17 protein-coding genes are annotated in these 19,114 nt (G+C 70.9%); 10 read left to right on the top strand and 7 right to left on the bottom strand.

Annotated features, from left to right (window positions below):
- Positions 1–32 precede the first annotated feature (32 nt).
- The 4 genes from JOD52_RS16795 to JOD52_RS16780 all read left to right on the top strand — a co-directional run bounded on the left by JOD52_RS16795 (position 33) and on the right by JOD52_RS16780 (position 3,078).
- The gene (locus tag JOD52_RS16795; RefSeq protein ID WP_204411352.1) at positions 33–623 is read left to right on the top strand and encodes a TetR/AcrR family transcriptional regulator; all 591 of its coding nucleotides are present in this window, start codon (positions 33–35) and stop codon (positions 621–623) included.
- A gap of 258 nt (positions 624–881) precedes the next feature.
- Entirely contained in the window at positions 882–1,577 is a 696-nt protein-coding gene (locus JOD52_RS16790) for an ArsR family transcriptional regulator (RefSeq protein WP_204411350.1), read from the top strand.
- A gap of 2 nt (positions 1,578–1,579) precedes the next feature.
- Positions 1,580–2,701, top strand: coding sequence for a serine hydrolase domain-containing protein (locus JOD52_RS16785; protein ID WP_204411348.1), 1,122 nt, complete (start codon positions 1,580–1,582; stop codon positions 2,699–2,701).
- Entirely contained in the window at positions 2,698–3,078 is a 381-nt protein-coding gene (locus JOD52_RS16780) for a hypothetical protein (RefSeq protein WP_017823380.1), read from the top strand. The genes JOD52_RS16785 and JOD52_RS16780 overlap by 4 nt, the downstream gene beginning before the upstream one ends.
- A gap of 14 nt (positions 3,079–3,092) precedes the next feature.
- Here the strand turns inward: JOD52_RS16780 and JOD52_RS16775 are convergent, their stop codons facing one another.
- Positions 3,093–4,538: an AAA family ATPase gene (locus JOD52_RS16775; protein WP_204411346.1), complete on the bottom strand. Its 1,446-nt coding sequence runs from the start codon at positions 4,536–4,538 to the stop codon at positions 3,093–3,095.
- 50 nt (positions 4,539–4,588) lie between these two features.
- Complete coding sequence (locus JOD52_RS16770; protein ID WP_204411344.1) at positions 4,589–5,413, bottom strand: alpha/beta hydrolase; 825 nt, start codon at positions 5,411–5,413, stop codon at positions 4,589–4,591.
- A gap of 76 nt (positions 5,414–5,489) precedes the next feature.
- Here JOD52_RS16770 and JOD52_RS16765 point away from each other — a divergent pair, with 76 nt between their 5' ends.
- From JOD52_RS16765 to JOD52_RS16755, 3 genes are all read left to right on the top strand, one after another.
- Complete coding sequence (locus JOD52_RS16765) at positions 5,490–5,891, top strand: hypothetical protein (protein WP_239551953.1); 402 nt, start codon at positions 5,490–5,492, stop codon at positions 5,889–5,891.
- 264 nt (positions 5,892–6,155) lie between these two features.
- Entirely contained in the window at positions 6,156–7,985 is a 1,830-nt protein-coding gene (locus JOD52_RS16760; RefSeq protein WP_204411343.1) for an ABC transporter ATP-binding protein, read from the top strand.
- Positions 7,982–9,823 (top strand): ABC transporter ATP-binding protein, encoded by a 1,842-nt coding sequence (locus JOD52_RS16755; protein WP_376983425.1) that lies wholly within the window; start codon positions 7,982–7,984, stop codon positions 9,821–9,823. Before JOD52_RS16760 ends, JOD52_RS16755 begins: the two co-directional genes overlap by 4 nt.
- Positions 9,824–10,040: 217 nt before the next feature.
- On the opposite strand, the gene JOD52_RS16750 is transcribed toward JOD52_RS16755, so the two are convergent.
- Positions 10,041–10,784, bottom strand: coding sequence for an EcsC family protein (locus tag JOD52_RS16750; RefSeq protein WP_204411340.1), 744 nt, complete (start codon positions 10,782–10,784; stop codon positions 10,041–10,043).
- A gap of 334 nt (positions 10,785–11,118) precedes the next feature.
- On the opposite strand from JOD52_RS16750, the gene JOD52_RS16745 reads away from it, so the two are divergent.
- A complete protein-coding gene (locus tag JOD52_RS16745) occupies positions 11,119–11,586 on the top strand; it encodes a lamin tail domain-containing protein (protein ID WP_204411338.1) in 468 nt (155 codons plus the stop codon).
- A gap of 200 nt (positions 11,587–11,786) precedes the next feature.
- Here JOD52_RS16745 and JOD52_RS16740 read toward each other — a convergent pair whose 3' ends face one another.
- From JOD52_RS16740 to JOD52_RS17375, 4 genes are all read right to left on the bottom strand, one after another.
- Entirely contained in the window at positions 11,787–13,652 is a 1,866-nt protein-coding gene (locus tag JOD52_RS16740; protein ID WP_204411336.1) for a serine hydrolase domain-containing protein, read from the bottom strand.
- A 330-nt stretch (positions 13,653–13,982) separates the two neighbouring features.
- Positions 13,983–14,570: a hypothetical protein gene (locus tag JOD52_RS16735; protein WP_204411335.1), complete on the bottom strand. Its 588-nt coding sequence runs from the start codon at positions 14,568–14,570 to the stop codon at positions 13,983–13,985.
- A complete protein-coding gene (locus JOD52_RS16730; RefSeq protein ID WP_204411333.1) occupies positions 14,567–16,747 on the bottom strand; it encodes a dipeptidyl-peptidase 5 in 2,181 nt (726 codons plus the stop codon). Before JOD52_RS16730 ends, JOD52_RS16735 begins: the two co-directional genes overlap by 4 nt.
- A complete protein-coding gene (locus tag JOD52_RS17375) occupies positions 16,741–16,989 on the bottom strand; it encodes a DUF5701 family protein (RefSeq protein ID WP_239551952.1) in 249 nt (82 codons plus the stop codon). The genes JOD52_RS16730 and JOD52_RS17375 overlap by 7 nt, the downstream gene beginning before the upstream one ends.
- On the opposite strand from JOD52_RS17375, the gene JOD52_RS16725 reads away from it, so the two are divergent.
- Positions 16,915–17,895: an NAD-dependent epimerase/dehydratase family protein gene (locus tag JOD52_RS16725; protein ID WP_204411331.1), complete on the top strand. Its 981-nt coding sequence runs from the start codon at positions 16,915–16,917 to the stop codon at positions 17,893–17,895. The genes JOD52_RS17375 and JOD52_RS16725 overlap by 75 nt on opposite strands.
- Positions 17,896–18,144: 249 nt before the next feature.
- Positions 18,145–19,083, top strand: a complete 939-nt coding sequence (locus tag JOD52_RS17370; protein WP_204411329.1) for an MFS transporter — start codon at positions 18,145–18,147, stop codon at positions 19,081–19,083.
- Positions 19,084–19,114: the final 31 nt, after the last annotated feature.

Below are 19,114 nucleotides of genomic sequence, written 5' to 3'. Positions count from 1 at the left end.
CCGGACCGCGGACTCTCCCCGAAAGGCCTGCCATGCCGCGCATCTCTGCCCCCTCCGTGGCGGAGCATCGCGCCGCCCAGGAACGCGCGCTGCTGGATGCGGCCCATGCGATCCTGGAGGAGACCGGCGAGGCGCCGACGATGGCGCAGGTGGCAGCACGGGCTGGGCTCGCGCGGCCCAGCGTGTACCAGTACTTCTCCTCCCACAAGGAGCTGCTGCAGGCCCTGGTCAAGGACGTGTTCCCCCGCTGGACCGAGCGCATCGCCTCCGCGATGCGGACCGCCCCCACCCCGGGCGAGCGGATCCTCGCCTACGCCGCGGTCAACATCGAGCTGGTGGCCGAGGGCTCCCATGCGATCGGCACCGCACTGGCAGCGGTAGCGCCCGGGGAGGACGTGGGCGAGCAGGCCGAGCAGATGCACCGCGCCGTGCAGGAACCGCTGGTCGCGACGTTGATCGAGCTGGACGTGCCCGAGCCGGCCGACGTGGCCGAGCTGATCAACGCGATGGTGCACAGCGGCACCCGGATGCTGGATGCCGGGCAGAGCGCCCCGCAGGTCATCAAGCACCTGGAGACGGTGCTGCGTCCGATGGTGGACGCCTACTCCCGGCCGACCCGCTGAGCTCTCCCCCGCCTCCTTCGCCAGACAGACCAGTCCCCCCAGCCTGCCCCGCTCCCCCAACCTGACCAGTCCCCAGCGAGCCGTGGATTTCGGGGCTTACCCGGGCCGGATAGGCCCCAAAATCCGCGGCTCGGTGCACTGGCCGCCTCCCACCCTTCCCGCCCTTCCCCGCGACGCCACGTCGCCTCCGATCACCATGCCCACGACCCCCTGTTACAATTTTCCGTAGTTCCAAATAATCGTGACAAGGAGGCCAGCATGGACGAGCGTGACTCCGCGCCCCCCACGCAGCCTGACGATGGCGCACCCCTCAAGGACCGCGTGGCCACGCTCGAGCAGCTGGTCGAAGAGCTGACGGAGCTGGTGCATCGTTCTGATGCAGCGAGTGACGCACCCAGCTCCGCCCCCCGCACTCCCGACCTCAAGGCCCCCTCCGCATCGTCGACCGGCACCCCGGCCTCGAACGCCCCCGACGCCGCACCCTCGCAAGCCCCCGACGCCGCACCCTCACAAGCTTCCACCGCCCCGGCCCACGAGACCCCCGCGGGCGATGACCCATTCTGGGCACTGCGCGCCCTCAAGGAACGCCTGCCCGCCCCCGGCGGCGTCGTCTACACGGGCAGTGTGGACGTGGGCCAGGGCCACGTGGAGTACCAGTGGGGGCGCCCCACGGAGCACCTGCTGGCCAGCGACTGGGCCGAGCACGCCGAGTCGGTCGCCGCGCTCGGGCACCCCCTGCGCCTGGCGATCATGCGCAAGCTCCTGGACGCCGAGCACACCGTCGCCCAGCTGGTGGACGAGCTGGAACTGGCTTCCACCGGCGTCGCCTACCACCACCTCTCCGCCCTGCAGAACGGCGGCTGGGTCACCAGCCCCCGCCGTGGCACCTGGACCGTGCCCGTCAGCCGGGTGGTCCCCCTGCTCACGATCATCACCGCACTAGAGAATGGCTGACCATGCCCCCTGAGCGCCACGACCGCCCCGCAGACCCCGCCACGTTCCCACGGCGCACGGTCCTGGCCGCCGGCGTCCCCGCAGCGGCGGCGGTGCTGGGCATGACCGCCGCGACCGCGCCGCGCCCCGCCGGTCTCGGCGAACCCCAGGGCGACCAGGAGATCACCTCCGCCCTCGCCGAGCACCTGCGCGGCCATCGCACCGTCTCGGTCGTCCTGCTGGACCCCGACGCCGAGCCCCGCTTCGCCGGCTTCGGCGCCGACCCGCAGCGACGCTTCGAGATCGGCTCGGTCTCCAAGACCTTCACCGGGGCCCTCCTGGCCGACGCGGTGGACCGCGGCGAGCTCACCTACGAGACCACGGTGGCCGACGTGCTCGGCTCGGCGGCTGCCGGCAGCGGCATCGCCGACGTCACCCTCGCCGAACTCGCCTCCCACACCGCCGGCATCCCTTCGGTCGCCACGCCATGGCTGGGCAGGGCGTTCCTGTCCAGCTTCCTGCGCGGCGACCCCTACGCCACCCGGGACGCCGAACAGGTCATCGCCGACGCCCTGGCGGTCTCGCCGTCGGACCGCGGGGAGATGTCCTACTCCAACCACGGGGTGGCACTCGAAGGCCTGCTGGTGGCGAAGGCCACCGGTGTCCCCTACGAGCAGCTGCTGGCCGAACGCGTGACCGAACCCCTGGGGCTGACCAGCACCTACGCCCCGATCCTGTCGGAGAACCTTCACCAGGGTGCTCAGCGCGGGCACACCCGGGCGGGCCTGAGGGCCGCGCCGTGGACCATGAACGGTGCGGCGCCGGCCGGCGGCATCTGGTCCACGGGGGCCGACATGGCGCTCTACGTGCTGGCGGTGATGGACGGAAGCGGACCGGGAGGTGACTTCTCCCGGCATCTGCTGCATGAAGGGCCCGACGGCGGCCGCAGCGTGGCCGTGAACTGGATGCACGACCCCATCGACGAACGAGATCCCACGATCTGGCACAACGGCATGACCGGCGGCTACGCGGCCTTCGTCGGCTGGCACGAGGGGACCGGTCGGGGGATCGTCATGCTGAGCGACACCGCGCGATCTCTCGATGCGATCGCCCTGCAGGTCCTCACCGGGGAGGTGGCACTGTGAACCTGATCCGCGAATTCGCTCCGCTGGTGCTCCCGATCATCTTCGGGATCATGATCCTGGCAGCGACGTACCGGCTGTGGCGCTACCACCACCATCCGCGACGGGTCCTCTCCGAGGGCATCTCCTGCGGGACGCTGATCGGGATCATGGGCCTGGTGGGCCTGGTGGACTCCTCGCTGTGGTGGGCGGTGTGGCTGCTGGCCCTCGCCCTGCTCAGCGGCATCGCGGTGGCGACCTGGCGGGCGTCGAGCACCAACCCTCCCGCGGAGCCGACGAAGATGCAGGCCCGCCTGCTCGGCCGGCCCAAGGTGGCCGGGCTGATCGGCGAAGGAGTGTTCTACGCACTGCTGCTGGCGTTGGCCCTGCTGGGCGGCTGAGTGCCGGGAACGCTCTACCGGTAGTCCCCGCCCTCGTCGAAACCGCCCTCGTCGAAACCGTCCTCCTCGACGTCGTCGAGGTCGTCGGCGGCATCGCGCACCGAGGACAGCACGGCCTCGTCATCGCGGCGCATCCCGGCGATGCACTCCAGCAGGCCGGCACCGGACGGGGCCCGGTGGTCCCGGGCCGCAGCGAGCACCTCGCGGCGCACCACCTCGCGGATCCATGCACCGCTGGCACCGTCGGTGGCTTCCGCGGCGGCCAGCAGGTCCACCGACGGCAGGTCCAGCGGGGCGCCGTAGAGGGCGAACAGCTTCTCGCGGGCCTCGACGTCCGGCAGCGGCACCTCGACCTGCAGGTCGATGCGGCCGGGCCGATGGTTCAGGGACGGCAGCAGGGCGGCGGGGTCGTTGGTGGTCAGCACCACCGCGATGTCCGCGTCGCCGCCCAGGCCGTCCAGCTCCTCCAGCAGGGCATGCATCTCGAAGCCGTGCGGGCCCTCGCCCAGCAGCAGGTCGGTGTCCTCCACCACCAGCAGTGCCGGCTGCGCGGCGCGGGCCAGTTCCATCGCGGCCCGCATCTGCCCGTTGTCCAGGGTGCGCAGCACCACCGCCGTCACATCCGGGCGGGACATGAGATGCCTGATCAGGAGGGTCTTACCGGTGCCGGGCGGGCCGTACAGCAGCACGCCGCGGCGCAGATGCTGGCCGGCCTCGCGCAGGGTGGAGGCCGCGTCGTGGATGCCGTGCACGTGGTCGGTGACCCGCTCCAGGAGTCCCTCGGGCAGCACGATCTGGTCGGTCGTCACCTCGGGGCGCGGCAGCAGCGTCAGTGCGGAGTGCGTGCCATGGATGTCATCGAAGTCGAGATGCAGCTCCACCACCTGGCCGGTGAGCAGCGAGCTCGCGGCCATGGCCTCGTGGACCGCGGCGAGTGTGGCGTCGGCCCCGTCGCCCAGCACCGTGAGCATCCCGCGCTCCTGGTCCTGGGCCGCCGAGAACAGGATCGCCTGCGGGGCACCGTCCCGCATGGCGCGGGCGACGGCGACGATGGGCGTGCGCACGATGGGCCCGTCCGGAAAGGTCAGGGTGGTGTAGGTGGGGCCCGTCAGCGGGAAGCTCGGGTACGTGAAATCGGCATGGACCAGGCTGCGCAGGGAGCTCAGACCGCCCCCGTTCTCGTCGCCCAGTCCCCATACGGCGGCGTCATCACCCTCGAGGTCCAGGACTGCCGAGACCGCGGCCCACACCTCGTCGGCCCGCACGGCGGCGAAGCGGAACGTTTCCTCCGGTGCCGCGGTCCACGTCTCGCCGAGGTGTGCGGGGACGACGACCGACATCCGCTCGGTCTGCGGTCGACGATCCGCCTGCTGCGCCAGCTCCACCACCTCGTTGAGGGTGTGTAGCAGCTGCGTGAGGTCGGGGGTGAGCGGAGTTGCCTGAGCGTCGTTCGCGGTCATGGGCTCACAGTACGGACGGCAGCGGGCTACCGCACCGGAATTGATCGGCCTCAGCTCAGGCCGCGGATGGGCAGCCAGTCCAGCACGTCGCGGATGCCCTCGTCCCAGAACTCCCAGGTGTGGGCACCGGGCCGCAGGCGGCTGGTGAGATCGTGGCCGCGCTCCTCGGCGAGCGCGATGAACGCCCGGTTGCCGTCCACCAGGGAGTCCTCGGTCCCGCAGTCCAGGAACAGCGGCGGGATCTGCCCGGGGTGGGCAGCACGCAGCAGCCCCAGCAGGTCGTCCTCGGTGCCGGCGATGTCGCGGCCATCCCAGATGCGCCGGGCCATGCTCCCCGCGTGCTCGGACAGGTCCAGGCCCGCCAGGTCCATTACCCCGGACAGACTCGCGGCAGCAGCGAACTGCCCCGGCCGGTTCAGTGCCAGCTTGAACGCCCCGAAGCCGCCCATCGACAGGCCCGCCACGAAGGTGTCCTCCCTGGCGGTGGAGACACGAAAGGTGCGCGCGATGAGCTGCGGCAGCTCGTCGGCCACCCAGGTCCAGTACTTCTCGCCCACGGCCTCGTCGGTGTAGAAGGAGCGGCGCACCTCGGGCATCACCACGGCGATGCCCTTCTCGGTGGCGTAGCGCTCGATCGAGGTGCGGCGCTCCCAGATGGTGCAGTCGTCGCTGAGGCCGTGCAGCAGGTACAGCACCGGCACCCCGTTCGAGGCGCCACCGTCGCCGTCGCGCCCGTCGGCCCCTGACGTGCCCCCGGCTCCGGGCGCATCGGTGCCGGTCATGCCGATCCCGGCGGCGGCCTGCGGCATCAGCACCACCGCCGAGGTGCCCATCTGGAGCGACTCGGCGAACAGGTCCATGCGCATGCGGATCATCGGTGGTTCCTCCCGGGCGGTGACGGTCGCTGCCAGTATCCGTGATCCTCACGGCTTGGCGGCATACGCTCGGATCATGAACAACTCGCGCAGCACCTCCCGCACCCCGTCCCTGCCCCACACCGGCCCGAACGCCGTGGCCCTCAAGCCCGCCGAGAAGGTGAACACTGCGCCCGTGGTCGCCGTGGGCCTGATCGGCGGGTACGTCACCGCCCGAGAGACGGGCATCCGCCCGCTGGGCGGCGTGGTGCTGGCCGCGGCCGGGATCTGGGCCGGCCGCACGTGGCTGGCCCGCCGCGGCCCCGCCACCACCGCGGTACTGGGTGCCACCTACCTGCTCGGCTTCGGCCTGTCCCACCCGCTGGCCAAGAAGATCGGGGCCTGGCCTGCGGTGCTCACTGTGGCCGGGGTGTCCGCCGGGGCGTCGGCGCTGCTGTCCGACGCGGCCTACAGCGAATGGGAGCCGGCCGAGGACTGATCCCTCCCCCCGCCTGCTCCGTCACGGCCCTGACGATCCGCGGGACGCCTGCGGGGCACCGACGACGAATCCGGGCATTCGACCACCGATCCGTCCCGGCGTTGGTCATCGGAGTGCGCACCGAGGCACAGGGAGGCGGGGCAGCCCTGTGAATCGATCCGATCTTTGACTAGGCTGGGTTCTCGTCCCGACGGCCGGTCCCCCGATCGGCCTCGCCCGCCCCGGGACCATCCCCCACTACTTTCCCCCGAGGATCCCTTCCCCATGTTCGCGACCATGAGCCGCCTCTGGCAGACGGTCCGCCCCATCCGCTTCCGCCTCTACCTGGGCCTGCTCAGTGCCCTCACTGCCTCCATCGTGGCCCTGCTGATCCCGCAGGTGCTCGAGTTCGTGGTCAACCGCCTGGAGACCTCCGCCGTGGCCGCCACCGTGTGGACCGGCGGTGCGATGGTGATGGCCCTGGGCATCCTCGAGGCCGCCCTGATCTACCTGCGGCGCGTGTTCGCTGTGGCCCCCTCCACCGCGGTCGAGAAGCAGATCCGGGTGCGGTTCTACGCGAAGGTCCAGCACATGCCGGTGTCCTTCCACGACAACTGGGGCTCCGGCCAGCTGCTCTCGCGCATGATGGGCGACATCAACACCATCCGCCGCTGGATCGCCTTCGGCATGATCATGGCCGTGACCAGCGCCGTCACCATCATCGTGGGCATTCTCCTGCTGATGCGCTCCTCGGTGCTGCTGGCGCTGGTGTTCATCGTGGCGGCGATCCCGGTCAGCGTCATCGCCTACCGCTTCCACCGCGAGTACTCGGTGCTCTCCCGCCTCTCGCAGGACCAGAACGGCGACCTGGCCACCACCATCGAGCAGTCCGTGCAGGGCATCCGCGTGCTGAAGGCCTTCGGCCGCGGCCCCTCGGCCCTGGAGGGCTTCACCGAGCAGGCCGAGGAGCTGCGCCGCACCGAGGTGCGCAAGGCCACCGCGATCGCCCGCTTCGACATGTTCATGTTCATGCTGCCGGAGCTGGCCCTCGGCGTGGCCCTGTTCCTCGGTCTGCACCTCACCGCCCGCGGCGACATGAACGTGGGCCAGCTGGCCTCCTACTTCGCCACCGCCACCCTGGTGGTGGGCCCCGTGCGGACGCTGGGCATGCTGTTCGGCCAGGCCGTCAACGCCACCACCGCCCTGGACCGCCACTACGAGGTGATGGACGAGGAGAACACCATCGTCTCGCCCGAGCAGCCCCGCCGCGTCGACCCCGCGGATGCCCGCGGCGAGGTGCGCATGGAGGGCGTGCACTTCCGGTACGCGGACGCCCCTGACCACGTCCAGGACGTGCTGGACGGCGTTGATCTCGAGGTGCGTCCCGGCGAGACCATGGCCCTGGTCGGCGTGACCGGCTCCGGCAAGTCCACGCTGCTGCAGCTGGTGCCGCGCCTGTACGACGTGACGGCCGGCTCCATCAGCATCGACGGTGTGGACGTACGCGACATGGACCTGACCGAACTGCGCACCCTCACCGCCGTGGCCTTCGAGGACGCCACACTGTTCTCCGACTCGGTGCGGGAGAACGTGCTGCTGGGCGCCGACGCCTCCCTCAGCGACGAGGAGTCCGAGGCGCTGCTGCAGCTGGCCCTGGACACGGCCGACGCGGGCTTCGCCCATGACCTTCCCGAGGGTGTGGACACCCGCATCGGCGAGGAGGGGATGAGCCTGTCCGGCGGGCAGCGGCAGCGCTTGGCCCTGGCCCGCGCGATCGCCGCCCGGCCTGCCGTGCTGCTGCTGGACGACCCGCTCTCGGCCCTGGACACCCGCACCGAGGAGACCGTCACCGGCCGCCTGCGGGAGGTGCTGAAGGGGACCACCACCCTGATCGTCGCCCACCGCACCTCCACCGTTGCCCTCGCCGACAGGGTGGCGCTGCTGGACGACGGGAAGGTGGTGGCCGTCGGCACCCATGCCGAGCTGATGGAGAGCTCCCCGCGCTACCGCTGGGTGATCGCCAACCAGGAGGAGGAGGCCCGGCGCGACCGCGACATCGAGACGATCACCGGCGAGCTGGACCTGCGCGGGCTGTGGACGGAGCCGAAGCGATGAGCACCCCCACCACCGCCCTCCCCGGCGACGACAAGCGCGACCAGGAGAACAGCGGCGACGGCCAGCAGGAGATGACCGCCGAGCAGGCGAAGCTCTCCCGGCAGCGCTCCTTCACCCTGCTGATGGAGCTGCTGCGCCCCGTCAAGGCCCAGTTCGTGCTGATGGCGGTGATGGTGGTAATCGCGCAGGCGGCCGTGGTGGCCGGGCCCGCGATCATCGCCTGGGGCATCGACGAGGGCCTGCCCGCCCTGATGGAGGGCGACGGCACCAAGGTCCTCCAGGCCACCGCCCTGCACATGGCCGCCGCGATCATCGGCGGCGTGCTCACCTTCGGGTACGTGCGCCAGTCGGTGGTGGTGGGGCAGAAGATGCTGCTCAGCCTGCGCCGACGCGTGTTCCGCTTCACCCAGAAGCAGGACCTCGAGTTCCACGAGCACTACACCTCCGGCCGCATCGTCTCCCGGCAGACCTCCGACATGGAGGCCCTGCGGGAGCTGCTGGACTCCGGGGTGAGCATCATGGTGGGCTCCACGCTGTCCATGGTGTTCACCATCGTGCTGATCGTGGGCATGGACTGGGTGACCGGCGTAGTGATGCTGCTGATGCTGGTGCCCGGCGTGTGGCTGACCGTGTGGTTCCAGCGCCGCTCCAGCCGCGAGTACCGGGCGATCCGCACCCACTCCGCACGGCTGATCGTGCACTTCGTGGAGGCCATGGCCGGGATCCGCGCCGTGAAGGCCTTCCGCAAGCAGGAGCGCAACCAGGCCGAGTTCGATCAGCTCGCCCAGGACTACCGCGACGCCTCCCTGCGCTCCATCCGCGTGTTCGGCATCTACCAGCCGGCGCTGCGGATCCTCGCCAACGTCACCATCGCCGCGGTGCTGGTGGTGGGCGGTTTCCGGGTGCTCTCCGGTGACCTGCAGGTAGGTGTGCTGGTGGCACTGGTGCTGTACTCGCGGCGCTTCTTCCAGCCGGTCGACGAGATCGCCAACTTCTACAACGCCTTCCAGTCCGCCGTCGCGGCCCTGGAGAAGATCGCGAACCTGCTGGCCGAGCAGCCCCATGTGAAGGAGTCCGCGCAGCCCACGCCGCTGCCGGCCTCCACAGGCCGCATCGACTTCGAGGGCGTCTCCTTCCGGTACTCCGAGGACGGTCCCCTGGTGCTCAAGCCCCTGGACCTGCACATCCCCGCGGGCCAGACCGTCGCCCTGGTGGGACAGACGGGCGCCGGGAAGTCCACCGTGGCCAAGCTGATCTCCCGCTTCTACGACCCCTCCGAGGGCGCCGTGAAGCTCGACGGGGTGGACCTGCGGGACGTGTCCATGCACGACCTCACCGCCAACATCGTGATGGTCACCCAGGAGGCGTACCTGTTCTCCGGCACGGTGGCCGACAACATCGCGCTCGGCAAGCCCGGCGCGAGCCGCGAGGAGATCCGCGCCGCCGCCGAGGCGATCGGGGCCGACGAGTTCATCGAGAAGCTGCCCTACGGCTACGACACCGACGTGAACAAGCGCGGCGGGCGGGTCTCCGCAGGTCAGCGGCAGCTGATCTCCTTCGCCCGCGCGTTCCTGGCGGACCCGAAGGTGCTGATCCTGGACGAGGCCACCAGCTCACTGGACATCCCCTCCGAGCGGATGGTGCAGGAGGGCCTGACCTCACTGCTGGGTCACCGCACCTCGCTGATCATCGCTCACCGCCTGACCACCGTGATGATCGCGGACCGGGTGCTGGTGGTGCACGGCGGCGAGGTGGTCGAGGACGGCTCCCCACAGGAGCTGGTCGCTGCCGGTGGGCGCTTCGCGGCGCTGTACCAGGCGTGGCAGGACTCCATGTAGTGGCGCAGGACCCTATGTAGTGGCGCGGGGCCCTTGTAAGTCCTCGCCCGCACCCTGCCCGCCCCCGGGACGCACTTCCACACCCTGTCCGCCGCCGGGACACACCGAGCCGTGGTTTGTGGGGCTTATCCGCGCGGATAAGCCTCACAAACCACGGCTCGGTGTGATGGGGGTGGGTGACGGGGGTCCATGCGGGTGGCCGCCCAGCCCCCGCGACTCAGATCTGCGGGAAGTCCTTCAGCGCGGCGTCAGCGATCTTCTTCAGAGCACGACGGTCGCCCCAGGCACCGATCAGGCCGCCCAGACCGGGGATGGCCTTGCCGAACAGCTTCACCGAGCGCAGCCCGAAGCGGCGCAGCACGCGGCCGCCGATGGCACGGGCCACCGCGGTGGAGGGCGAGGCCGGCAGGCGCTTGGTGATCTGACGGGTGGCGACGCCGGCCACGGGGCCCAGGCCCACGCTGGCCAGGATGTCGTCGGACTCCTCGCCCACCAGGGCGGCGAGCACGCGGGTGCGGATCTCCTCGTCGTCCAGGTCGTAGCCGCGCACCGCGGCGATCGCGCCCACCATGCGGGTGGCCTGCACGTAGAACTCGAACACGTTCGCCGGCAGCAGGGCGGCCAGGGTGACGACACCGCCCAGGCCGGTGACGAAGCCGCCCACGGTGACGCCGCGGCGGTGGGAGCGGATGATCTTGCGGACAGCCTTCTCGGGGTTATTGCGGTTCCCCTTGAGGGCCTTGTCCGCGACCGTCTGCGCGGAGGAGAAGCTCATCTTCCCGTCCAGGCCGATATCGCGGAACGACTCCACCATGCGCTGCAGCGCACCACCGGACTCCTGCTCGACCTCCGCCTTCTTCTTGCCGCGGCCCTTGGCGGCCTTGCCCCTGCGAACCTCTTTCATGGCCGAGCGGGTGGTCTTGGTGCCTTCGTCACGACGCATGAAGCCGAAGATGCCCATGTCGCCTCCGTCCTGTCGATGGGACCGCGGGCGCGGCGGTCACGATCGCTGCCTCGCAGCTCTGGCGACCCGCCGCACCCTGCGGCGTACCTGTCGATCATCGCTGGTCGCGTACGCTCGCGCCACCCCGGGACCGTGCATTCGGTCGGATGAGCCCGGTCATAGGTCCTGCACGCGCGGGCCGACCGGTCTTATGCTGAGATCCCCGGGCTCGACCAGGCCCCTGCCGGTCCCCACCGTGCGGCCTCGGACGACGAAGCGAGCCACCGATGGTGGTGGCAGCGCCGAGCGCCCGGTCGCGATCCGTCGTCCCCCGCACCATCCGGAGATTCCTATGCGCGTATCCCTGCGTACCCGTATCACCCCTGCTCTGGCGGCCCTGGCCCTGCTGGCCGTCCCCCTCGCGGGCATGCCCGCGGCGGAGGCTGCCGTAGTCAAGCCCCTGGACATCGTCAAGATCCACTTCGACCCGCCCGGCGCCGACAAGGCCAACAACGCCGGCTACAACCAGGAGTACATCCAGGTAAAGAACGTCGGAAAGAACACCCTGAACCTCACGGGATACAAGGTGCGCGACGACGGGCCGCAGGTGTTCACCTTCCCGAAGAACTACAAACTGGCTGCCGGGAAGACGGTCACCATCCGCTCCGGCAAGGGCACCAACTCTGCCACCACCCTGTACTGGGGCAAGGCCAGCTACATCTGGAACAACACCGGCGACACCGCACGTACCTTCAATGCCGCGGGCAAGCTGCTGGAGTCCTGCAAGTACCCCCGCGGTGGTTCCACCAAGACCTGCTGAAGCCTGACCGGCCCACCCGGCGCCACGTCGACCCGCACGCCGACACCGCGCCGTGCGGGCAGGGGCCGACGGCGGCTGTCAGTCTCCGTCGGTCGGCGTCCTGTCTTCGGACCGCGGTTCGGGCCGCCGGCGGAACGCGAGGGCCACGCCCAGGACGACCAGGGCGGCCAGGACCGCGATCCAGGGCGAGAGCAGCCCGCTCACTCCTTCACCCAGCCGTCGGCCACGAAAGCATCCCGGTCGCGGCCACGCTGGGTGTCCAGCAGCTTCTTGCCGCCACCGGCGGCCCGCACCTGGATGCGGCCCACCCAGACACCGAGACCCCGGGTGAGACCGTCGGTGGTGGCGGTAAGGCGCAGCTGCACCTCGCCGGTGAGCGGTGATCCACCTGCCACCAGCGGGAACGTGGCGTCCCACCGGGCTCGCCGGCCCCATCCTGTCAGGGAGCCGGTGGGGGCGTCGATGGTGCCTGAATCCTTCGAGGTGAGGGTGCCGGCCAGGGGCGTCCAGGTGGTGCCGTCATCGGCCGAGGCCTCCAGGGTGAGCAGGTCATAGGCCTCCTCGAGGTGGTAGAACAGCTCGGCGGTGAGCTCGGTGGCGCTGCCGTCGAGATCCACGGCGACCTCCAGGGTGGCGGTGGTGGCGTCCTGACTTCCGGCGTGCCAGCCGTCGCGCACCTTCTTCGGGACGATGCCGAGTGCGTGGGCAACGCAGGTGGAGACCTCGCGACGGGTCACCGAGGTGGTGGACCAGGCACGGGTGGGGTGCACCGAGTTGGCCAGCATGATCACCACGGTGTCGGTGAGCGGGTCGATCACCAGGGAGGTGCCGGTGAAGCCGGTGTGGGCACCGCTGTAGGGGCTGGTGAGGCCCGCGTGGTAGTACCAGGCCTCCAGCTCCGGGCCGAGCCCGCGGCGTGCACCGCCCGGTCCGGTTACCTCGGCGATGCGGTCGGTGAACATGTCGCGCACGGTGCTCGCCTGGAGCACCCGGGCCCCGCCGTAGGCGCCGCCGTTGAGGAACATCTGCGCGAAGACGGCCAGGTCACGGGTAGTGGAGAACACTCCGGCGTGACCGGCCACCCCGCCAAGCGAGTACGCGTTCTCGTCGTGCACATGGCCGCGCACCAGCTCACCGGTGGCGGCCATGTACTCGGTGGCGGCGATGCGGTCCAGCAGCTCCGCGGGCGGGTTGTACATGGTCTCATCCATGCCCAGCGGTGCGGTGATGTTCTCCCGCACGAACACGTCCAGGCCCTGCCCGGAGATCACCTCGACCACCTGGCCCAGCGCGATCAGGCCCAGGTCGCTGTACACGTACTTCGTGCCCGGTGCGGCGGTGGGCTTCACCGTCAGAGCCGCGTCGATGCGGGAGGGCACATCCGGGTAGGCCTGCCACAGGTTGATGAACGCCGGCAGCCCTCCCACGTGGGTGAGCAGGTGCTGGATCGTCACCTGCTCCTTGCCGTTGACGCCGAAGCGCGGCAGGTGGGAGGCGACGGTGTCCTCGAGCGAGAGCTGCCCGCGCTCCACGAGCTGCATCACCGCGGTGGCGGTGAACAGCTTGGAGATGGAGGCGAGGTCGTAGATGGTGTCCTGGCGGGCGGGGACCCACTGGTCCTCGGGCAGCTGCTCGGTGGCGTTCTTCCAGCGCAGCGCGTAGCCGTCGGCGTACTCGTAGGCGATGCGGCCCTGGGAGGCCACCAGCAGGGAGGCCCCGGAGAAGCGCGGCGGGTCGTTGTCGAGGCCGGCGCGGATGATGCCGGGCAGCTGGTCCAGCACGTCTGGGTCCAGTCCCACAGAGCGGGGGTTGCCCTCACGCACTGTGCGGTCGCGGGAGCCGGAGCGGTCCCATGGATCGGGCAGGTCACCGCCGTTCGAGCCCCGCCCGTCGCGGCCGGCGGCTCCCTTCGCGCGGGCGTTGCGCGGGGTGGGCTTGTCGCGGCCGCTGCCCTTCTCCGAGGGGTCGGCGAGCGCGGCGGGGATGGTGGCTCCCACGCCGAGCGTGATCGCGGTCCCGGCCAGTGCGGCACGGCGGGTCAAGGGATGGGGGGTGTGATCGGACATCGTCGTCTCCTCTTGTCTGTGGCTCGCGTCACGTTACGTGATGCGGGGTCCGTTGCCTACCGGCGGCCGGGGTGGATCGGCGCTTCCGCGCAAATCATGCACGCCGGCGTCGCAAATCAGAGCGCTCGTTTCGTGGTCACAGAAGTCATGTGACCAGCAGCAATGACTGCATGATCGCAATTGTTGAGGAGCGCGCCTGCAATTGTGGAATGCCGTCGCGACAGGTCTCACCCGACCTCAGGGTTCCCGAGTTCCGTGACACCCCGGGCCCTACCGCTCCGACGGCGATAGCGGCCCTCCGTGCATGGCGGGTCTATGTACATGGTCCCCCTACGGCCTCCGGGCAGAGGGATTGACGCGCAACCGCATCAGACCAGCGATCGCGAGCCCGACGGAGACCAGAGCGCCCAACCCTCGCAGCACCGCCATGCCGATAGCCACGGCCTGGGGCAGCCCATCCCCTGAAGCACCGCTGGTGACGGCACCGGAGGCGACGGCCCCCGAGATGACCAGCAGCAGGGCGCCAGTGCGGGCCCTACCCGACGGCAGCCGCACGAAGGCGACGATAGCCACGATCATGCAGGCCAGTGCCACTCCGAGGGCTGCCAGCAGGATCACCACGTAGACCAGCGACAGTCCCAGCGCGATCCACTGTCCCAGGCTGCTCTCCACCAGACGCGGCAGCAGCCATCCCGCCGCCTCCAGGAGCCCACCCACCAGCAGGAGCACCACCAGGATGATCCCCAGGCGGGACAGTGCCGTGACCGGTGCCGACTTCTCGACCGGTGGCGGAGTGTGCCCGTACCACTGGCCCGCGTACTGCTGCTGTGGGCCGGTACCCGGAGCGGGCGGCGGGCTGTAGCTCGGTTGAGCCTCCTGGCCCGGGCCGGGCTGCGGGGGCGGCGAGTACTGGTTCATGCGGTGGTCCTCAGCTCGAGCACCGGCACGTCCAGGGGGCTGAAGCCCAGCACCTGGCCGTAGAACGACAGCGCCGCCTCGGTGGCGCGGATGATGCTGGAGGCCTTGCGGAAGCCGTGCTGCTCCCCCTCGAACAGGATGTACGCGTGGGGGATACCCTTGGCGGCGAGCGCATCGCGCACCATCTCGGACTGGCTGGGCGGGACGATGCGGTCCTCGTCGCCCTGCAGCAGCAGCACCGGCACCTCGAGCTCGTCCACGTGGCTGAGCGGCGCCCGCTCCACGTACAGGTCGCGGCGCTCCGGGTAGGGGCCCACCAGCTGGTCGATGTAGCGGGACTCGAAGTCGTGGGTGTCCAGGCGGAACCGCTCCAGCTCGGCCACGCCGAAGCTGGACACCCCGGCGGCGAAGGTGCTGGTGCGGGTCAGGCACGCCAGCGTGGTCCAGCCGCCGGCGCTGCCGCCCTCGATCGCCAGGCGCTTGCCGTCGGCGATGCCCTGGGCCACCAGGTGGTCCATCACGGCGACGGTGTCGGCCACGTCCACCACGCCCCACTGGCCCTTGAGCCGGTCTCGGTAGGCGCGGCCGTAGCCGGTGGAGCCGCCGTAGTTGACCTCCACCACGCCGAGGCCACGGGAGGTGTAGTAGGCCACCGGCAGGCTCAGCACCGGGGGCACGTGGCCGGTGGGGCCGCCGTGGACGCGGGCGATGAACGGGGGCAGCTCGTCCTCGGGGCCGGTGAAGCACTCCTGGCGGGGGCGGTACACGATGGCGTGGACCACGCCGCCGTCCGGCAGGGGCACCTCGATGGTCTCGCCGCGGGGCAGCACCGATTCGGCGGGGGCGTCGGTGCGGGAGGAGCGCAGCAGGGTCAGCGGGGACAGCCGAGCGGTGTCGAGGCGTGCGGTGTAGATGGCGGCGAACTGGGTGGGCGAGGAGCCGGAGACCGCCAGCAGGCCGTCGTCGCGCAGCTCCATCCCCACGTACTCGGTGAGCGGGCAGTCGAGGCCGGCCAGCTCGCCGGTGGAGACGGTGAGGACAGCGAGGCCGGTGGCGGCCCGGCCGTACTGGACCAGGGCATGGTCGGCGTCGATCACCTGGTACGACGTCGCTCCGATGCTCCACATCGGCTCGGCGAACTCCTGCTCCACCTCCAGCACCTGACGGGTGCCGTCGTCGGCCGACCACACCCACGGGTTCCACCAGCCGGAGCGGTCCGAGATGAACATGAGGTGCCCGTCGTCGAGCCATTCGGGCTGCAGCACCGAGGTGCCGGTGTCCCCGGCGATCACCTCACCGGTGCCGGCGCTGCCGCTGATCAGCGGCGCGACGTGCAGCTCGGTGCCGTCCCACGGCATCTGCGGATGCTCCCAGCTGATCCACGCCACGTGGATGCCGTCGGGGCCGAGTCGCGGGAAGGCTACGAACCGGGAGGCGGACGTGACGCGGCGGATGGCCGAAGGGTCCTCGGCGCCGGAGCCGTCCAGGGGCACCGCGGCGATGTAGCGCTCGATGTGCGGGGCGCCGTCCTCCCCCGTGCGGGGGCCGTCCGCGCCACCGGTGTGGTCCTCGCACACCCACCACACCTCCACGGTGCCGTCGGCGAGCGTCACCGGGGTGGGGTCGGCCCAGCGCAGGGACGGGCCGTGGGCGCTGGGCACCTCGGGGACGACGGGGGTGAGTGGGCGTGGCTCCTCCCCCTCGATGAAGGAGTACACGCGCTGATCGGCGAAGTTCACGAACACCACCACAGGGCGGTGCTCGGGGTCGTGGGGGTTGTCGGAGCCGTCGGCCACAAGGTCGGCCGCGGTGAGCGCCAGCCACGCGGCCCCGCCGTACTCGTGGACCCGGGAGCGGGCGCTGTACGGCGCGGGCAGCACGGTGACGGGTGCGGGGGCTTCTGCGACGGGGGCTTCTGCGACAGGGGATTCTGCGACAGGGGATTCTGCGACACCCTCACCCGCCGCGCCTCCCTCGCCGTCCCCGCCTACGCCCGGGAGCGCCACCGGACCGGGGGTGCGCACGATGGCCATGCGCCCCTCCTCGGTGGCGATGCCCTCGGTCCACCACACCTCATTGCCCACCAACCGGGGCGAGCCGAGGCGCGTACCGCCGGTGGCCAGCAGCTCAGCGCTGATCGGGGAGGGCCAGGAACCGTAGGGCAGAGTCGTCACCATGGCGACCAGGGTAGGTGACCTGAGCCACCGGCCGCACCGACCCCCGCAGAGCGCGAGGCCGCCGAGCCGAACCCCAGCCAGGTGTGACGGTTGTTCGCCCAGCACCAGCCCACTTTCGGTGCACCCTTGCGCTCCTTGGTCGGAACGCGACCAACTACGCTCCTTCCATGCGCATCACCGTGATCGGCGGAACCGGGCACATCGGCTCCTTCCTGGTGCCCTCCCTGGTCCGCAGCGGCCATCGGGTCACCGTGATCTCCCGAGGCCTCCGCTCCCCCTATGCCCTGGACCATCCCGGCCACGTTGAGGCCTGGGAGCAGGTGGAGCGCGTGACCTGCGACCGCGAAACGACCGAGGCCGACGGGGCCGACGGGGCCAACGGGGCCAACGGCAGCTTCGGCACCCTGGTGGCCGACACCCAGCCAGACGCGGTGGTGGACCTGACCTGCTTCACCCTCGACCAGGCCCGCCACCTCGCCTCTCACCTGGACGGACAGCACCTGGTGCACACCGGCAGCGTCTGGGCCTACGGCCGCAGCACCACCGTGCCCACCACGGAGGCCACCCCGAAACGACCCTTCGGCGAGTACGGGATCGCGAAGGCCGCCCTGGAGGACTACTGGCTGCGCGAGCAGGATCGGGTGCCGGCCACCGTGATCCACCCCGGCCACATCTCCGGCCCCGGTTGGCCGGCCATCAACCCCGCCGGGAACCTCGATGCCGACGTACTGCGGCATCTGCGGGCCGACGGCACCTGCCTGCTCCCGGACGACGGCATGGGCCTGCTGCAGCACGTCCATGCGGCCGACGTGGCCGCCCTGCACCACCATGCTCTCGAGCAGCCGGAGGTCGCCAGGGGCGAGGCGTTCAACGCGGTGGCCACCTCCTCCCTCACCCTGCGCGGCTACGCCGAACTGCTGGCCGAGCACTTCGGGCACCAGGCCCGCCTGGAGTTCCTGCCCTGGCAGGAGTGGGAACAGGCCGTCGGCCCCGAGAACGCCGTCCTCACGCATGATCACGTGTCCCGCTCACCGCACCACTCGATGGCCAAGGCCCGCAACCTGCTGGGCTTCGTCCCCCGGCATTCGATCGAGGCCACGGTGATCGAGGCCGCGCAGTGGCAGGCGGATCACGGGGACCAGGGGTGAGCACGCCCGGCACCACCTGGCAGGACGCCCCGGAGCTGATCGCGGCGCAGAAGCGCATCCGACGCACCCTGCTGCTCGCGCAAGTGCTGGGCGGGATCGGCATCGGGGCCGGGGTGTCGATGGGCTCGCTGATGGCCTTCGGCGTCACCGGCGACGAGTCCCTCTCGGGCATCTCCGGCACCATCGGCGCCCTCAGCACGGCACTGCTGGCCGGGCCGATGGTGGCTCTGGCCATGCGGTACGGCCGCTGTGGCCGACATCGAACGCCCCCACCTGCAGGCCCGCTCCCTGGCGGTGGTGGTGTGGGCGACCACCATCGGTATCGTGCTGGGGCCGAACCTGGCCGGACCCGGCGGAGCGCTGGGGCGAGCCCTGGGCCTGCCGGACCTGGCCGGGGCCTACTTGATCGGGACGGCCGGCCTGGCGGGGGCGGCCCTGGTGATCGGGATCGGCCTGCGACCGGACCCGCTGCTCACGGCGCAGCAGCACCGGCCGATCGAGCACTCCCCTGCCGGCCCACGCGTCGAGACAGCACCGGACAGCCGCCGCACTGCCTCCAGCCGAACCGACAGCAGCCGCTCGGGCACGCAGAGCCCAGCCAAGCGGCGCACGGGCACCCTGCGCACGATCATGGGCCTGCCGGCGGCGCGGCTGGCGTTCGTGGCGATGGTGGTGAACCAGACGGTGATGGTCACCGTGATGACCCTGACCCCGGTGCATCTGCAGCACGGCGGGCACGGCCTGGAGCTGATCGGCCTGACCATCAGTGGTCACACCCTGGGCATGTTCGCGTTCTCACCGCTGGTGGGGTGGCTCGCGGATCGCTGGGGCACCGGGCGTACGACGACCGCGGGATTCGGGATCATCCTGGCGGCCCTGCTGTGCGGGATGCTCGGCGCGGACTCGGTACCCGCGGTGATGGTGGGCCTGTTCCTGCTGGGCCTGGGGTGGAGCTTCGTGATGATCGCAGGATCAGCGATGCTGAACAGTGCGGTGCCCGAGCAGGTGCGGGCGCCGGCTCAGGGGATGCTGGACTCCGCCACCTACCTGGGCGCCGCCGTGGGTGCGGGCAGCGCGGGCGTGATCCTGTCACTGCTGGGCTTCGCCGGGCTGAACGCGGTGGCGATGCTGCTGCTGGCGCCGGTAGCGGTGCTGGCCCTGGCCGCTCGCGGATCACGCGCGCACTGAACAGCCGTGCGGGACTGGGCCGGGTTCAGCC

The organism is Brachybacterium muris (assembly GCF_016907455.1).
GTDB classification, from domain to species: Bacteria; Actinomycetota; Actinomycetes; order Actinomycetales; family Dermabacteraceae; genus Brachybacterium; species Brachybacterium muris.
This window is presented reverse-complemented; position numbering and strand designations above follow the sequence as displayed.

Coding starts and splice junctions, on each gene's coding strand:
- JOD52_RS16795 (WP_204411352.1), top strand. CDS start 33: ATGCCGCGCATCTCTGCCCCCTCCGTGGCGGAGCATCGCGCCGCCCAG.
- JOD52_RS16790 (WP_204411350.1), top strand. CDS start 882: ATGGACGAGCGTGACTCCGCGCCCCCCACGCAGCCTGACGATGGCGCA.
- JOD52_RS16785 (WP_204411348.1), top strand. CDS start 1,580: ATGCCCCCTGAGCGCCACGACCGCCCCGCAGACCCCGCCACGTTCCCA.
- JOD52_RS16775 (WP_204411346.1), bottom strand. CDS start 4,538: ATGACCGCGAACGACGCTCAGGCAACTCCGCTCACCCCCGACCTCACG.
- JOD52_RS16770 (WP_204411344.1), bottom strand. CDS start 5,413: ATGATCCGCATGCGCATGGACCTGTTCGCCGAGTCGCTCCAGATGGGC.
- JOD52_RS16765 (WP_239551953.1), top strand. CDS start 5,490: ATGAACAACTCGCGCAGCACCTCCCGCACCCCGTCCCTGCCCCACACC.
- JOD52_RS16760 (WP_204411343.1), top strand. CDS start 6,156: ATGTTCGCGACCATGAGCCGCCTCTGGCAGACGGTCCGCCCCATCCGC.
- JOD52_RS16755 (WP_376983425.1), top strand. CDS start 7,982: ATGAGCACCCCCACCACCGCCCTCCCCGGCGACGACAAGCGCGACCAG.
- JOD52_RS16750 (WP_204411340.1), bottom strand. CDS start 10,784: ATGGGCATCTTCGGCTTCATGCGTCGTGACGAAGGCACCAAGACCACC.
- JOD52_RS16745 (WP_204411338.1), top strand. CDS start 11,119: ATGCGCGTATCCCTGCGTACCCGTATCACCCCTGCTCTGGCGGCCCTG.
- JOD52_RS16740 (WP_204411336.1), bottom strand. CDS start 13,652: ATGTCCGATCACACCCCCCATCCCTTGACCCGCCGTGCCGCACTGGCC.
- JOD52_RS16735 (WP_204411335.1), bottom strand. CDS start 14,570: ATGAACCAGTACTCGCCGCCCCCGCAGCCCGGCCCGGGCCAGGAGGCT.
- JOD52_RS16730 (WP_204411333.1), bottom strand. CDS start 16,747: ATGGTGACGACTCTGCCCTACGGTTCCTGGCCCTCCCCGATCAGCGCT.
- JOD52_RS16725 (WP_204411331.1), top strand. CDS start 16,915: ATGCGCATCACCGTGATCGGCGGAACCGGGCACATCGGCTCCTTCCTG.
- JOD52_RS17375 (WP_239551952.1), bottom strand. CDS start 16,989: ATGGCCGCTGCGGACCAGGGAGGGCACCAGGAAGGAGCCGATGTGCCC.